Annotated in this window: 13 protein-coding genes; 9 read left to right on the top strand and 4 right to left on the bottom strand. The window is 60.7% G+C overall.

Going from position 1 to position 14460, the window contains the following annotated elements; translation table 11 throughout:
* Positions 1-59 precede the first annotated feature (59 nt).
* Together AC2YI2_RS04925 and AC2YI2_RS04920 are read left to right on the top strand one after the other, a co-directional pair.
* The gene (locus tag AC2YI2_RS04925) at positions 60-812 is read left to right on the top strand and encodes a sulfite exporter TauE/SafE family protein (RefSeq protein ID WP_487385327.1); all 753 of its coding nucleotides are present in this window, start codon (positions 60-62) and stop codon (positions 810-812) included.
* A gap of 257 nt (positions 813-1069) precedes the next feature.
* Positions 1070-1834, top strand: a complete 765-nt coding sequence (locus tag AC2YI2_RS04920) for a class II glutamine amidotransferase (protein ID WP_487385849.1) — start codon at positions 1070-1072, stop codon at positions 1832-1834.
* 203 nt (positions 1835-2037) lie between these two features.
* On the opposite strand, the gene iolG is transcribed toward AC2YI2_RS04920, so the two are convergent.
* Positions 2038-3030 carry an inositol 2-dehydrogenase gene (iolG, locus tag AC2YI2_RS04915; RefSeq protein WP_487385326.1) on the bottom strand — a complete coding sequence of 331 codons (993 nt, stop codon included), beginning with the start codon at positions 3028-3030 and terminating at the stop codon, positions 2038-2040.
* Positions 3031-3194: 164 nt separating this feature from the next.
* On the opposite strand from iolG, the gene AC2YI2_RS04910 reads away from it, so the two are divergent.
* Positions 3195-3527, top strand: coding sequence for a hypothetical protein (locus AC2YI2_RS04910; protein ID WP_487385325.1), 333 nt, complete (start codon positions 3195-3197; stop codon positions 3525-3527).
* Here the strand turns inward: AC2YI2_RS04910 and AC2YI2_RS04905 are convergent.
* Positions 3524-3964 (bottom strand): hypothetical protein, encoded by a 441-nt coding sequence (locus AC2YI2_RS04905; RefSeq protein WP_487385324.1) that lies wholly within the window; start codon positions 3962-3964, stop codon positions 3524-3526. The two genes, AC2YI2_RS04910 and AC2YI2_RS04905, sit on opposite strands and share 4 nt — an antisense overlap.
* A gap of 25 nt (positions 3965-3989) precedes the next feature.
* A complete protein-coding gene (locus AC2YI2_RS04900; protein ID WP_487385323.1) occupies positions 3990-5171 on the bottom strand; it encodes a LysR family transcriptional regulator in 1182 nt (393 codons plus the stop codon).
* Between the two features lie 105 nt (positions 5172-5276).
* Between AC2YI2_RS04900 and chvE the strand changes: the two genes are divergently transcribed.
* From chvE to araD, 6 genes are all read left to right on the top strand, one after another.
* Complete coding sequence (chvE, locus tag AC2YI2_RS04895; RefSeq protein WP_487385322.1) at positions 5277-6347, top strand: multiple monosaccharide ABC transporter substrate-binding protein; 1071 nt, start codon at positions 5277-5279, stop codon at positions 6345-6347.
* Between the two features lie 117 nt (positions 6348-6464).
* On the top strand, positions 6465-8000 hold the full coding sequence (mmsA, locus tag AC2YI2_RS04890; protein WP_487385321.1) for a multiple monosaccharide ABC transporter ATP-binding protein: 1536 nt from the start codon (positions 6465-6467) through the stop codon (positions 7998-8000).
* A complete protein-coding gene (mmsB, locus tag AC2YI2_RS04885) occupies positions 8000-9208 on the top strand; it encodes a multiple monosaccharide ABC transporter permease (protein WP_487385320.1) in 1209 nt (402 codons plus the stop codon). The genes mmsA and mmsB overlap by 1 nt, the downstream gene beginning before the upstream one ends.
* Before the next feature lie 101 nt (positions 9209-9309).
* The gene (gene araD1, locus AC2YI2_RS04880) at positions 9310-10305 is read left to right on the top strand and encodes an AraD1 family protein (protein ID WP_487385319.1); all 996 of its coding nucleotides are present in this window, start codon (positions 9310-9312) and stop codon (positions 10303-10305) included.
* A gap of 25 nt (positions 10306-10330) precedes the next feature.
* Positions 10331-11764 carry an aldehyde dehydrogenase family protein gene (locus AC2YI2_RS04875; protein ID WP_487385318.1) on the top strand — a complete coding sequence of 478 codons (1434 nt, stop codon included), beginning with the start codon at positions 10331-10333 and terminating at the stop codon, positions 11762-11764.
* Positions 11765-11784: 20 nt separating this feature from the next.
* Positions 11785-13527 carry an L-arabinonate dehydratase gene (gene araD, locus AC2YI2_RS04870; protein WP_487385317.1) on the top strand — a complete coding sequence of 581 codons (1743 nt, stop codon included), beginning with the start codon at positions 11785-11787 and terminating at the stop codon, positions 13525-13527.
* A gap of 215 nt (positions 13528-13742) precedes the next feature.
* On the opposite strand, the gene AC2YI2_RS04865 is transcribed toward araD, so the two are convergent.
* Positions 13743-14453, bottom strand: a complete 711-nt coding sequence (locus tag AC2YI2_RS04865) for an MBL fold metallo-hydrolase (protein ID WP_487385316.1) — start codon at positions 14451-14453, stop codon at positions 13743-13745.
* Positions 14454-14460: the final 7 nt, after the last annotated feature.

The following is a 14460-nucleotide window of genomic DNA, read 5'->3' as shown; positions in this document are numbered from 1 at the left end:
TATCGAGAAAACGGACATTCAAGGAGACGAGACAGATCGCTGATTTCCTGACAGAAATCGTGACGCAGGCCCGGGCGCCGATGGTGCCGCTGGCGCTGGTCGCCACATTCCTGGCCGGGCTTGCGCGCGGCTTTTCCGGATTCGGCAGCGGCCTCATCTACATGCCGATCGCCTCGGCGGCGCTCGGCCCGCGCGTGGCGGTCGCCTCGCTGCTGGTCTTCGATTTTCTCGTCACCGGCCCACCGATGCTGCGCAGGATCCGCGAAATCGAGCTCCACGGACTTGTTCCGATCGCAATCGGTATATCGCTTTGCACCCCGGTCGGCGGATGGCTTGCCGCGCATGGCGATCCGGTGGTAATCCGCTGGTGCCTCTCCACCGTCGTTTTTGTCGCCATTACGCTTCTGACCGTCGGGTTGAAATGGCATGGCCGGGAGACTCTGCCGATCACGCTCGCGGTCGGCGCCCTGGCGGGTGTCCTGGGCGGCATGGCGGCGCTATCGGGCATCGTCGTCGTCATCTACTGGCTGGCGCGGGATATTGCGCCGGACAAGTTGCGACGGAATATGTTCACGCTGATGTTGCTGACGGTCGTGGTGCAGGCCGCGACCTTCGCGCTGAACGGCATGCTGACGCAACAAGTCTTCGTCATCGCGGTCTTGATGCTGTTGCCCTATGTGGCGGGCACATGGATTGGCTCGATGTTGTTTCCACTGGCTTCGCCGCAGACTTTTCGCAAGATCGTCTATGTGATGATCCTGTGCTCGGGGGTCGTTGGGTTGCCGGTGTTTGATGGATGGTTTGGGCGTTAGAGAGATAAGAACCCGTCTTTACGGGGAGCAATTGCGAGGAGTGTTCGCCAGGTGAGATGCCCTTAGATGGTGACACTCGACCAGCGCCGAATGCCGATCGACCGAGCGTTCCGCAACTAGTCATTGCGCGCAATATTTTCCGATCTTCTGGCAGATCAGCGCCGAAATTTTGCGAGATTTCTCCGAATCTTGCCCATCAATGCGCACCCTTGGCGTCGGAAATATGTGATGGTCTAATCCTTCCGGGAGACAAGATCATGTGTCGCTTTCTAGCCTATGGCGGCTCGCCGATTTACCTCGACACATTGCTGACAGAACCCGAATCCTCGCTCGTCAGACAGTCTCTTTCGGCGCTTGAGGCAAAGACCCAGGTCAATGGGGATGGGTGCGGTGTCGGCTGGTACGGCGCGCGGTCGCGGCCCGGTCTTTACCGCGGCACACTGCCGGCTTGGTCAGACGCCAACCTTGCCTCGCTGTGCCACCAGGTGGAGGCACCGATGTTTCTTGCGCATGTGCGCTCCGCAACGTCAGGTGAAGTGTCGCTGGCCAATTGTCATCCGTTTTTGCATGACCGCCACCTCTTCATGCACAATGGCCAGATCGGCAATTACTCGAAGATTCGGAGAGCCATAGAAGGATTGATCCCTGAACGGGTCTACGACTCTCGCCGGGGCAATGGCGACAGCGAAGCAATCTTCCTCATCGCCATGGGCATTGGAGGCGGACTGGTCGAAGCCGTCGCACGGGCGCTCGGCTTGTGCCGGGAGGCGATGCGAGCAGCGAGCATCAAGCAACCGCTGCGTTTTAGCGCCATACTTTCTGACGGGGAGACGATGCATGCTTTCCGCTGGGCCAGCGACGCCCGACCGCCATCGCTCTATTGGCGGACCGTTGGCAGCGGGACGGCGATCGCGTCAGAACCGTTCGGCTCGGCTCGGGACGAATGGACTCCGATCGCGCCCGCCACCGTAATGACCGTCAGCCGAAATAGCACACGCATTGGTCCCTTCGAGCCGTGTTGATGCAATAGCCGATGACGCCACGCTCGGACCAAGCGCACAGCGATCGAAACGATAGTTGGCGCCATTGCGCGCCGACGCCAGAGGCGCAACTCTTGCCTGTTGCGCCTCCGTCAATTTTTGCCACCAGTTCGGGCTGAACGCGGGTGCTTTTGGTCGCCCAATGCTGGTTGGAATCCCGAACCCGGATGGGCTTCAGCGCCGACTCAGCCGACCGTCACCCTTTTGCCTGTTGTCGCACTCTCCAGCGCCGCATCTGCGAGCTGCAGCGCGATCAGGCCGTCGGTGCCGGAGGGGCTGATCTTCGTGCCCTTCTCCACCGCCGAGATGAAGGCGGCGATCTCGTTGGCATAGGCTTCGGTGTAGCGGGTCATGAAGAAATCATGCAGCGGCGGCCGGGTGTAGCCCTCGCCATTGGCGATCTCGATCGACACGGGGCGCTGGTTTTCGGCGGACACGACACCCTTCGAACCATGCACTTCGATGCGTTGGTCGTAGCCGTATGTGGCGCGGCGCGAATTGGAGATCATCGCCTGCTTGCCCGATTTGGTCTCGAGGATGAGGGAGACTGAGTCGAAATCGCCGGCCTCGCCGATCGCGGGATCGACCAGAACGGCGGCGTGCGCGGAAACCGAGGTCACTTCCTCGCCGAGCAGGAAGCGGGCCATGTCGAAATCGTGGATCGTCATGTCGCGAAAGATGCCGCCGGAGCGCTTGATGTAATCGACCGGCGGGGCGCCGGGATCGCGCGAGGTGATGGTGACCATCTCGACGTCACCTATCTTGCCGGCATCGATCGCGGCGCGGACCGCCATGAAATGCGGATCGAAGCGGCGGTTGAAGCCGACCATGAGCTTGGCGCCGGTCTCTTCCACGACCTTGAGGCAGGCCTTGACGCGCTCGGCGTCGAGATCGACGGGCTTTTCGCAGAAGATCGCCTTGCCGGCGCGCGAAAAGCGCTCGATGAGATCAGCATGGGTGTCGGTCGGTGTGCAGATGACGACGGCATCGATGTCGTTGGCTGCTTCGATCTGGCTGATCGAGCGGACCTCGGCGCCATACTGCGCCGAAAGCGCATTTGCCGCGTCGGCCATGGCATCGGCCACGGCAACGAGTTTTGCATCCGGGTTCGCGCTCACGGCCTTGGCATGTACCTTGCCGATGCGACCTGCGCCCAGCACTCCGAATCTGACTGTCATTGGTTTGTCCTCACCTGGAATTTGATGCTGGTTTAGCAAAACGGAACAGGCGGATCAATTGGAACAAATTAGAATATTTGTTCTATTGCAATCTCTTTGATCGTCGCGTTCCGCCTTGCGCCATCAGGTGCGAAATGGCATCAGTCAAAAAGCCTGGAGGACCGATGACCGACAAGAAGAACAGAACGCCCTTCTATTTGATCGATACCGATGCGGATTTCTATCGGCCGTTCGGTGTGCGTCTCGCGATCTGCATCTCGGTCGTGGGCTGGGCAGCCCTCGAAATCTACAATCGCGACGGCTTCTGGGGCGTGCTTTCCGGGGCTGCGGCGGTCTATTGCGTCTACACGCTGTTCGTCAGCTACAATCCCCCGCCGAAAGAAGAACCTGTTGTTCGACCGCCTGATCCCGAAGACGACGATGAAATCGCGGAAGAGAACGGCAAGTCGCCCATTGCGATCGAGGACGAGAAAAGCAAGATCGACGACAAGGCTTAGGCCCGGCGCAAAGCACTCTCGACCAGCCGGTTGGCGATCGTCATGCGAATTGTCGCCGCCACACGGAATTCTTCTGCTACGCGATCTGGATGATTGCCGCGTGCAAACGCGCGTCGCTTCTCCCTTATCTCGGATTTGGTCATGCTAGACGCAAGTCCGAGGTCGTCGGCGACATCCCGCTCGGATAAGCGATCGAGCCATGCGGGGGGTTGGTGTGATGGCGGAGCCTCGGGCTCAGCGGACGGAGGCTCGCCGAAATCCTCGTAGAGTTCGCCGAGCGGCCGCTGATCGGCGCGGTCGCTGAACGAGGTGTCCGCCAGGAAATGAACGGTAACGCGCGGATGTCGGACAGGAGCTTCCTCCTCGTCTTCATCGAGGTCTTCCACGTCCATGCCGTCGAGAACCGTCTCGAAAAGCGTTTTGCCGAATACCGGCATGCGAGGCATCTCCTGTTCGGCAGCGTCATAGCGTGCGAGGCTGGACCCGGCCATTCTCCTCGAAAATCAGATCGTGCAGCAAGCGCGCCGAGGGTGGCAGCCCGCGGCCCCGGGCGGTGATCAGGCTATAGGGTTCGAGCCCGATCTCGAAATCGGTTTCGAGGATCGCGATCTCGCCGACGCGCCCAGCGGTGCCGGCGATGAAATCAGCCACGTCACGCGCAATCGGAGCCACTGCATCGCTCCTCACCACCATCGCCATGGTGAGCAGGACAGAGGGCGTGCTGACGATGTTCTCGGGCAGCGGCACGTTGGAATCGATGAACATCCGTTCGATCGAGCGTCTGAGCAGCGCGCCATGCGGCTGGAATACCCATTCATAATGCCTGAGATCATCAAGTCCCGGCGACGGCTTGTCGAGCAGCGGGTGCCCTGCCCGGACGATCAGGCAGGATTTCTCGAAGCCGAGCGGCTTGGCCTCGAAATCGCGCGGATTGAACTCGTCGGGCAGCCGGCCGATGACAAAATCGTAGCGTGCGGAAAGCAGTTCGCGCGCCAGCATGTTGCTGGCCTCCACATGGCAACTGATCTGGATCGCCGGATACATGCCGCGCACCCGCCGGATCGCTGGCACGGCCAGACTGATCGCCGGACCGGTCACCGATCCCATATTGACCGATCCGCCATAACCCGTCTTGAGCTCGGTGATCTCGCGGCTTGCCTCGCGAATCTCGAGCAGGATGGCACGGGCGCGCTTGGCCATCGCCTCCCCGAAACGGGTCATCTCAACCCCGCGTGCCGCCCGCTGGCAAAGCGGCGCCTTCAGAAGCGATTCAACTTCATGGAGCATGCGCGATGCGGCAGGTTGGGATATGTTGAGCACCTCCGCCGCAGCGCTCACCTGACCCGAGTCAGCGATGGCCAGAATGAGCCTCAGATGGGAGAGTTTAAGCCCTGCCTTGATTAGAAAATCGCCCTCTTTTTCAGGGTGATAGCTCGATCCGCGGCCCGAAAAGTAACCATCCGCCGCTTTTTCACGTTCGTTCAACATAGTGCTACCATTTGAAAAGTATGACTTTTTAACAATTATACCACATTCGGTATAATGATCTATGCGTATTTTATTTGACAGGTATATGAGTTTGAATGCAGTTTGCAGCCGGCGCGTGGGAGGAAAATCTGACTCATAGCGAATTTCGGCCGTCATAAGCCCTTGAAAAGGCACGGCCGCAATGTCGGTGAACTTGACGACCTCCGGTGCTGCCGGAAGAGGGGCCGCGCCAACCGACTACAACCCAGGGAGAGAACCCAAATGAAACTTCTAACCTCGCTGCTTGCTGCCGCAGCCATGTCGATCGCGTCCTTTGTCGCGCCTGTTTTCGCGCAGGACAAGGGCGTCGTCGGCATCTCGATGCCGACCAAGACCTCCACACGCTGGATCTCGGACGGCGAAACCATGGAGAAGCTGTTCAAGGACGCCGGCTATACCCCGGACCTTCAGTTCGCCGATGACGACATTCCGAACCAGCTCGCCCAGATCGAGAACATGGTCACCAAGGGCGCCAAGGTTCTCGTGGTTGCCGCCATCGACGGCACGACGCTTTCCGACATCCTGCAGAAGGCCCATGACGCTGGCGTCAAGGTCATCGCTTACGACCGCCTGATCCGCGATTCCGGCAATGTCGACTATTACGCCACTTTCGACAACTTCCAGGTCGGCGTTCTCCAGGCAACCTCGCTCGTCGATGGCCTCAAGGCCAAGTTCCCGGGCGTCAAGCCGTATAACGTCGAACTCTTCGGCGGTTCGCCCGACGACAACAACGCCTTCTTCTTCTACGACGGCGCGATGAGCGTCCTGCAGCCGCTGATCGACTCGGGCGACATCGCCATCAAGTCGGGCCAGATGGGCATGGACCAGGTCGGTACGCTGCGTTGGGACGGCGCTGTTGCCCAGGCCCGCATGGAAAACCTGCTCTCCTCGACCTATACCGATGCCAAGGTCAACGGCGTTCTGTCGCCCTATGACGGCCTCTCCATCGGTATCCTGTCGGCTCTGAAGGGCGTTGGCTACGGCTCCGGCGACATGCCGATGCCTGTCGTCACCGGCCAGGACGCCGAACTGCCCTCGGTCAAGTCGATCCTCGCTGACGAACAGTACTCGACCGTGTTCAAGGATACCCGCGAACTCGCCAAGGTCACCGTCGGCATGGTCGATGCGATCATGAGCGGCAAGGAGCCCGAGATCAACGACACCAAGACCTACGACAACGGTGTCAAGATCGTTCCGTCCTACCTGCTCAAGCCTGTTGCTGCCGACAAGTCCAACGTCAAGGACATCCTGACGAAGTCCGGCTACTACACCGCCGAGCAGATCGACAACTGATCCTGATCTGAGCAAGACAGGGGTCCGCACGATGTGCGGACCCCTTCTCACTGACTAGGTGAAATCCTATAGTCCCCGGCGGTTTCAGTGTGACCTCCGCGGTGGAATGACGGAATTATGAGTAACATTATCCTTGAAATGCGGGACATCACGAAGACCTTCCCTGGCGTCAAAGCGCTTGACCAGGTGAGCTTCAAGGTCCGGGAAGGCGAGATTCACGCGCTCGTCGGCGAAAACGGCGCCGGCAAGTCGACCCTGATGAAGGTCCTGAGCGGCGTCTATCCGGCCGGAACATATGACGGCGAGATCATCTATGACGGGGAAGCGCGCCGCTTCTCCACGATCTCGGACAGTGAACATCTCGGCATCATCATCATCCATCAGGAATTGGCGCTGGTACCGCTTCTATCGATCGCCGAAAACATCTTCCTCGGCAACGAGGTCGCCAAATCCGGCGTTATCGACTGGCCGGCGACCTATTCCCGCACCAAGGAACTTCTCGGCAAGGTCGGCCTCAAGGAGCCACCGACGACCCTCATCACCGATATCGGCGTGGGCAAGCAGCAGCTTGTCGAAATCGCCAAGGCGCTGTCCAAGAAGGTCCGCCTGCTGATCCTCGACGAGCCGACGGCTTCGCTCAACGAAACGGATTCCGACGCGCTCCTGAAGCTGCTCATGGAATTCCGCAAGCAGGGCCTGACCTCGATCATCATTTCCCACAAGCTCAACGAGATCCGCAAGGTCGCCGACCAGATCACCATCCTGCGCGACGGCGGCACGGTGGAGACGCTGGATACCCAGACCGGCGATGTCAGCGAAGACCGGATCATCAAGGGCATGGTCGGCCGCGACATGGAGGACCGCTATCCTCCGCGCGACGTGCCGATCGGCGACACACTGCTCGAAGTCAAGAACTGGAACGTCTTCCACCAGAACCACCGCGACCGTCAGTTCCTGCACGATGTGAATTTCAACGTCCGCGCCGGCGAAGTCGTCGGCATTGCTGGCCTGATGGGCGCCGGTCGCACCGAGACCGCGATGAGCATTTTCGGCAGGGCCTGGGGTCACAAGATCACTGGTGAGGTCTTGATGCGCGGCAAGCCGGTCGATGTCAGCACCATCCCGAAGGCGATCGATGCCGGCCTCGCCTATGTGACCGAAGACCGCAAGCAGCTCGGCCTCGTGCTGATCAGCAACATCATGCACAACACGACGCTGGCGAACCTGAAGTCGGTCGCCAGTGCAGGCGTGATCGACGAGCACCAAGAGCGCAAGGTCGCGACCGACTATCGTTCGCGGCTCCGCATCCGTTCGCATTCGATCTATCAGGAGGCCGTCAATCTCTCTGGCGGCAACCAGCAGAAGGTCGTGCTGTCGAAATGGCTGTTCACCAGCCCGGAAGTACTGATCCTGGACGAGCCGACGCGCGGCATCGACGTCGGCGCGAAATATGAAATTTATACGATCATCAACCAGCTTGCCGCTGAAGGTAAGGGCATTCTGATGATATCATCGGAAATGCCCGAACTGCTCGGAACCTGCGACCGCATCTATGTGATGAATGAAGGTCGCATCGTCGCCGAGCTGTCCAAGCAGGAAGCAAGCCAAGAAACAATCATGCGCGCCATCATGCGCTCCGGGGAGAAGCACTAATGGTCTCCGATACCACCCAAGAAAAATCGACACCGGCCTTCGGAGAATATTTCCGCAAGAACATCCGCGAATACGGCCTGCTGATCGCACTGGTCGTCATCATGGTGTTCTTCCAGATTATCACCGGCGGCGTGCTGTTCCGCCCGGTCAACCTGACCAATCTGATTCTGCAGAACTCCTTCATCGTCATCATGGCGCTCGGCATGCTGCTGATCATCGTGGCGGGACACATCGACCTGTCGGTCGGTTCGATCGCGGCCTTCATCGGCGGCATATCGGCGATCATGCTGGTAAAGTTCGGCTGGCATTTCGCGCTGGTCATTCCGCTGTGTCTCATTATCGGCGGCCTGGCGGGCGCCGCGCAGGGCTACTGGATCGCCTACCAGAAGATCCCGGCCTTCATCGTGACGCTGGCTGGCATGCTCGTCTTCCGCGGCCTGACCTATCTGGTGCTCTCCAACCGTCCGCTAGGCCCTTTCCCGAAGGACTTCGGCCTGCTGTCGACAGGCTTCATTCCGGATTTTCTGTCGATCACCGATCCGGCGACGAGCCTGATCAAGAACTACCTGGCGCTGATTGTCGTGCTGGTCCTGGTTGGCCTCGCCATCTACTACGGCCTTCGTGACCGCCGTCGCAACGAAGCGCACGGCACGGAGAATGAACCCTATGTGTTCTTCGCCGTGCAGATGGGCATCATCAGCGTGGTTGCCGTCCTGCTCGGCTACCAGCTCTCGACCTATCGCGGCCTGCCCAACGTGCTTGTCGTCATGGGCGTGCTGATCGCTCTTTACGCATTCATCACCACCCGCTCGACGATCGGCCGCCGCATCTATGCGATGGGCGGCAACGAGAAGGCGGCCAAGCTCTCGGGCATCAACACCGAGCGGCTGACCTTCTATGCCTTCGTTAATATGGGGGTGCTTGCGGCACTGGCCGGCATGATCATCGCGGCCCGCTTGAACTCGGCAACGCCGAAGGCGGGCGTCGGCATCGAGCTCGACGTCATCGCAGCCTGCTTCATCGGCGGCGCTTCGGCTTCAGGCGGTGTCGGCAAGATCACCGGCGCGGTGATCGGCGCATTCATCATGGGCGTCATGAACAACGGCATGTCGATCATGGGTCTCTCGATCGATTACCAGCAGCTGGTCAAGGGACTGGTCCTGCTGCTCGCCGTCTACTTCGACGTCTATAACAAGAGAAAAGGCTGAGGATTTAGGGGCCGTTCGGCCCCGCCTCTCACATTTCAGGCCTTCCAGCGCGGATTTTGGTCCTGCGTATGCCGGAGGCATGCCACGGAAAGGATACTAACGTGCTGATTTCCCAGATCAGGAATGCCAACGGCACCGTCATCGTTGCCTGCAGAGAAGTGGGTGGCGAAGCCCGTGCAGTGAACGGCGCCGAGAGTGTTTACGCTCTGGCGCTCGAAGCTGCTGAAGCGGGCAAGTCGCTTGCCGACGTCATCAAGGCACATGGTCTTGGCGATGCCGTCGATCTCGCCAAGGCGCGGGACGAAGGCCGCTTCCTGCCGCCGATCACCCATCCGGACCCTGCGCATGTCCACCTGACCGGCACTGGCCTGACCCATCTCGGCTCGGCCGCAACCCGGGACTCCATGCACAAGAAGACGACGGAGACCGCCGAGGAAACCCTCACGGACTCGATGAAGATGTTCAAGATGGGCCTCGAGAACGGCAAGCCGAAGGCCGGCGAGAAGGGCGTGCAGCCCGAATGGTTCTACAAGGGCAATGGCAGCCAGGCCGTCGCAGGCGAGCAGCCCCTTGTCTCCCCCTCCTTCGCGCTGGACGGCGGCGAAGAACCTGAAATGGCCGGTATCTATGTGATCGCCAAGGATGGCTCGCCCTTCCGCGTCGGCTTCGCTGTCTCCAACGAATTTTCCGATCACGTGACCGAGCGGATCAACTATCTCTACCTTGCCCATTCCAAGCTGCGCCAGGCGAGCTTCGGTCCGGAAATCCGCATCGGCGCGCCGCCGGAAGATATTCGCGGCACGTCTCGCATCCGCCGCAAGGGTGAAGTGATCTTCGAAAAGCCCTTCCTGTCGGGCGAAGCGAACATGTCGCATACCTTCGCCAATCTCGAATATCACCACTTCAAATACGGCCTCTTCCGCCAGCCGGGTGACGTGCATGTCCACATGTTCGGCACCGCCACCCTCTCCTTCGCAGATGGCATCAAGCCTGAAGAAGGCGATGTCTTCGAAATCGAGGTGCCGGAATTCGGTCTGGCGCTTCGCAACCCGTTGAGGATTGCCGTCGAGGAGCAGATATCCGTCCGGCAGCTTTAGGCACCCAAGAATCTGGAGAATAAATATGGCTCTTCATCAGAACCTGATCGCCGGCGAATGGACTGGCGCCGACCCGATCGCCAACATCAATCCGTCCGACACCAACGAAGTCGTCGGCGAATATGCGCGCGGTACAGCGCAGGACATGAAGGATGCGATCGCCGCCGCCAAGGCCGCCTTCCCGGCCTGGTCGCGCTCGGGCATCCTCGAACGCCACGCGATCCTCAAGAAGACCTCCGACGAGATCCTTGCCCGCAAGGACGAACTCGGCGCGCTGCTGTCTCGCGAAGAAGGCAAGACCCTGCCTGAGGGCACTGGCGAGGTGATCCGGGCAGCCCAGATCTTCGACTTCTTCGCCGGCGAGACGCTGCGCCTGACCGGCGAAGTCGTGCCGTCGGCCCGCCCGGGCATCGGCGTCGAGATCACCCGCGACCCGCTCGGTGTCATCGGCATCATCACGCCCTGGAACTTCCCGATCGCGATTCCCGCCTGGAAGATCGCCCCGGCGCTGGCCTATGGCAACACCGTGGTTTTCAAGCCCGCCGATCTCGTGCCGGGCTCTGCCTGGGCGATCGTCGATATCCTCCATCGCGCCGGCCTGCCCAAGGGCGTGCTGAACCTTGTCATGGGCAAGGGCTCGGTCGTCGGCCAGGCAATGCTCGATAGCCCTGACCTCGCCGGTATCACTTTCACAGGCTCGACCGGTACGGGCAAGCGGGTCGCTCTGGCCTCGATCGAGCATAATCGCAAGTTCCAGCTCGAAATGGGCGGCAAGAACCCCTTCGTCGTACTCGACGATGCCGATCTCGGCGTCGCAGTCGAAGCGGCCGCCAATTCCGGCTTCTTCGCCACTGGCCAGCGCTGCACGGCGTCTTCGCGCATCATTGTCACCGAAGGTATCCATGACAAGTTCGTCGCGGCGCTGACCGAGCGACTCTCCAAGATCAATGTCGGCCACGCCATGGAGAAGGACACTCATGTCGGCCCGGTGGTCGATGCCGGCCAGCTCAAGCAGGACACCGACTATATCGAGATCGGCAAATCGGAAGGCGCCAAGCTCGCTTTCGGCGGCGAGCTCGTGACGAAGGCAACGCCCGGCTTCTACCTGCAACCGACCTTGTTCACCGAAGCGACCAACCAGATGCGGATTTCCCGCGAGGAAATCTTCGGACCGGTCGCATCCGTGATCCGCGTCAAGAACTATGACGAGGCGCTCGCCACCGCCAATGACACGCCTTTCGGCCTGTCCTCGGGCATCGCGACGACCAGCCTGAAATACGCCACCCATTTCAAGCGCAATGCCGAGGCCGGCATGGTGATGGTCAACCTGCCCACCGCCGGCGTCGATTTCCACGTGCCCTTCGGCGGCCGCAAAGGCTCGTCCTTCGGTTCGCGCGAACAGGGCAAGTACGCCAATGAATTCTTCACGACAGTGAAGACCGCATACACGCTGCCCTGAACGGGCTGAAGGACGATGAAATGACTGACAAGAAAGCGGAATGGCCACGCAGGCTGAGATCGCAGGAATGGTATGGCGGCACGAGCCGTGATGTCATCTATCACCGTGGCTGGATGAAGAACCAGGGCTATCCGCACAACCTTTTCGACGGGCGTCCTGTCATCGGCATCCTCAACACCTGGTCGGACATGACGCCGTGCAACGGCCATCTCCGCGAGCTTGCTGAGAAGGTAAAGGCGGGCGTGTGGGAGGCCGGCGGCTTCCCGATGGAAGTGCCGGTATTCTCGGCATCCGAGAATACTTTCCGTCCGACGGCGATGATGTATCGCAACCTCGCCGCACTCGCGGTCGAGGAGGCGATCCGTGGCCAGCCGATGGACGGTTGCGTGCTGCTGGTCGGCTGCGACAAGACCACGCCGTCGCTGATCATGGGTGCGGCCTCCGTCGACCTGCCGTCGATCGTCGTCACCGGCGGGCCGATGCTGAACGGCTATTTCCGCGGCGAGCGGGTCGGCTCGGGCACGCATCTGTGGAAGTTCTCCGAAATGGTCAAGGCCGGCGAGATGACGCAGGCCGAGTTCCTCGAGGCGGAGGCCTCGATGAGCCGGTCTTCGGGCACTTGCAACACCATGGGCACCGCTTCGACCATGGCCTCCATGGCCGAGGCGCTCGGCATGGCGCTGTCGGGCAACGCCGCAATCCCGGGCGTCGATTCCCGACGCAAGGTCATGGCGCAGCTCACCGGCCGACGCATCGTCCAGATGGTCAAGGACGACTTGACGCCATCGGACATCTTGACCAAGCAGGCCTTCGAGAACGCCATCCGCACCAACGCGGCGATTGGCGGTTCGACCAACGCCGTTATCCACCTGCTCGCCATGGCCGGCCGGGTCGGCATTGATCTCACGCTTGACGATTGGGACCGCTGCGGCCGCGACGTGCCGACCATCGTCAACCTCATGCCATCGGGCAAATACCTGATGGAAGAGTTCTTCTATGCCGGCGGCCTGCCGGTGGTGCTGAAGCGCCTCGGCGAAGCGGGCCTCCTGCACAAGGACGCGATCACCGTCTCCGGCGAAACCGTGTGGGACGAGGTCAAGGACGTCGTCAACTGGAACGAGGACGTCATCCTGCCCGCCGAGAAGGCGCTGACGCAATCGGGTGGCATCGTCGTGCTGCGCGGCAACTTGGCACCCAAGGGCGCGGTGCTGAAGCCGTCGGCGGCCACACCGGAACTGCTGGTGCATCGCGGCCGGGCCGTGGTGTTCGAGGATATCGACGACTACAAGGCCAAGATCAATGACGACAATCTCGACATCGACGAGACCTGCGTCATGGTCATGAAGAACTGTGGTCCGAAGGGCTATCCCGGCATGGCCGAGGTCGGCAATATGGGCCTGCCGCCCAAGGTGCTCAAGAAGGGCATTACCGACATGGTGCGCATCTCCGACGCGCGCATGTCCGGCACCGCCTACGGCACCGTCGTGCTGCACACTTCGCCGGAAGCAGCCGTCGGTGGACCGCTCGCGGTCGTGCAGAATGGCGACATGATCGAAATGGACGTTCCCAACCGCCGCCTGCATCTCGACATTTCCGACGAGGAACTGGCCCGGCGGCTGGCGGCCTGGCAGCCCAATCACGATCTTCCGACGTCCGGCTATGCCTGGCTGCACCAGCAGCATGTCCAGGGCGCCGACACCGGTGCCGACCTCGACTTCCTCAAGGGATGTCGCGGAAACGCCGTCGGCAAGGACAGTCACTAAAGGTTTCGGGGCGCGATTATTTTCGCGCCCCTTGAAACAATTCCTATTCGACCTATATCCTGTTCAGCGATGTCATAATTTCTTAACCATAAGACACTATTGATATCACATTCGATTTTCCGGTGACCACGGATGTACTGGCACCGTTGAGGATCGAATTTCGGGAAGGTCAGGCTGAAATCGCCTGGCCTTTTTGTTTTTCCGGATCCTTCCGGTCAAACGCCCTTCGAGGCGATGTAATCCCGCGCCACCTGCTGCATCTGTCTCTTGTCCATGACCTCGCCATGGCCCGCATAGACACAGCCGACATCGAGTTCGGCCAAGCGGTGCATTGTCTTCAGATAGGTTTCGACATCGGCGCCGGGAATGTCGTCGACCAGCCCCTCGTCATAGATTGCGTCTGCGCTGAAGAAGTCGCCGCTGTGCTCATCAAGGAGCCCGATCGAGCCCGGCGAATGACCGGGCAGATGCAGCACGGTGAAGCGCCTGTTGCCGAGGTCGACCGTGTCGCCCTCGCCGAGTTGTTCGGTGAGCGGTGCGGGCTTGAGCGCATAGTCGGCCATGGTCCAGCCGGCAGACGGCAGTGCTGTCAGGGGGTTGTCGGTCGTAACGAAGGCCGAGGCCAGCGTTCCCGGATCGTCCATACCTGCAAAAGTATGCGCTTCGCGCTGATGCCCTGCCCTACGCGCGTAGAGATGGAACGAGCCGACATGATCGACATGGGCATGCGAGGCGATCGCCAGCACCGGCTTGCCATCGGCCGGCGAGACTTCTGTGAGAGGACGCACGCCGACGCCGAAATCGAGCTGGATATCGAAATCCCTGCCCTCGATCCGATAGAGATTGGCGCGGAAGAACCCATGCACATGCAACTCGCGGAAACGCGTGATGCCGGATGCCATGGGAACGACTTCGAACCAGTTCATACCGGCC

The sequence above is a fragment of the Rhizobium sp. SRI_017 genome (assembly GCF_057586295.1).
This window is presented reverse-complemented; position numbering and strand designations above follow the sequence as displayed.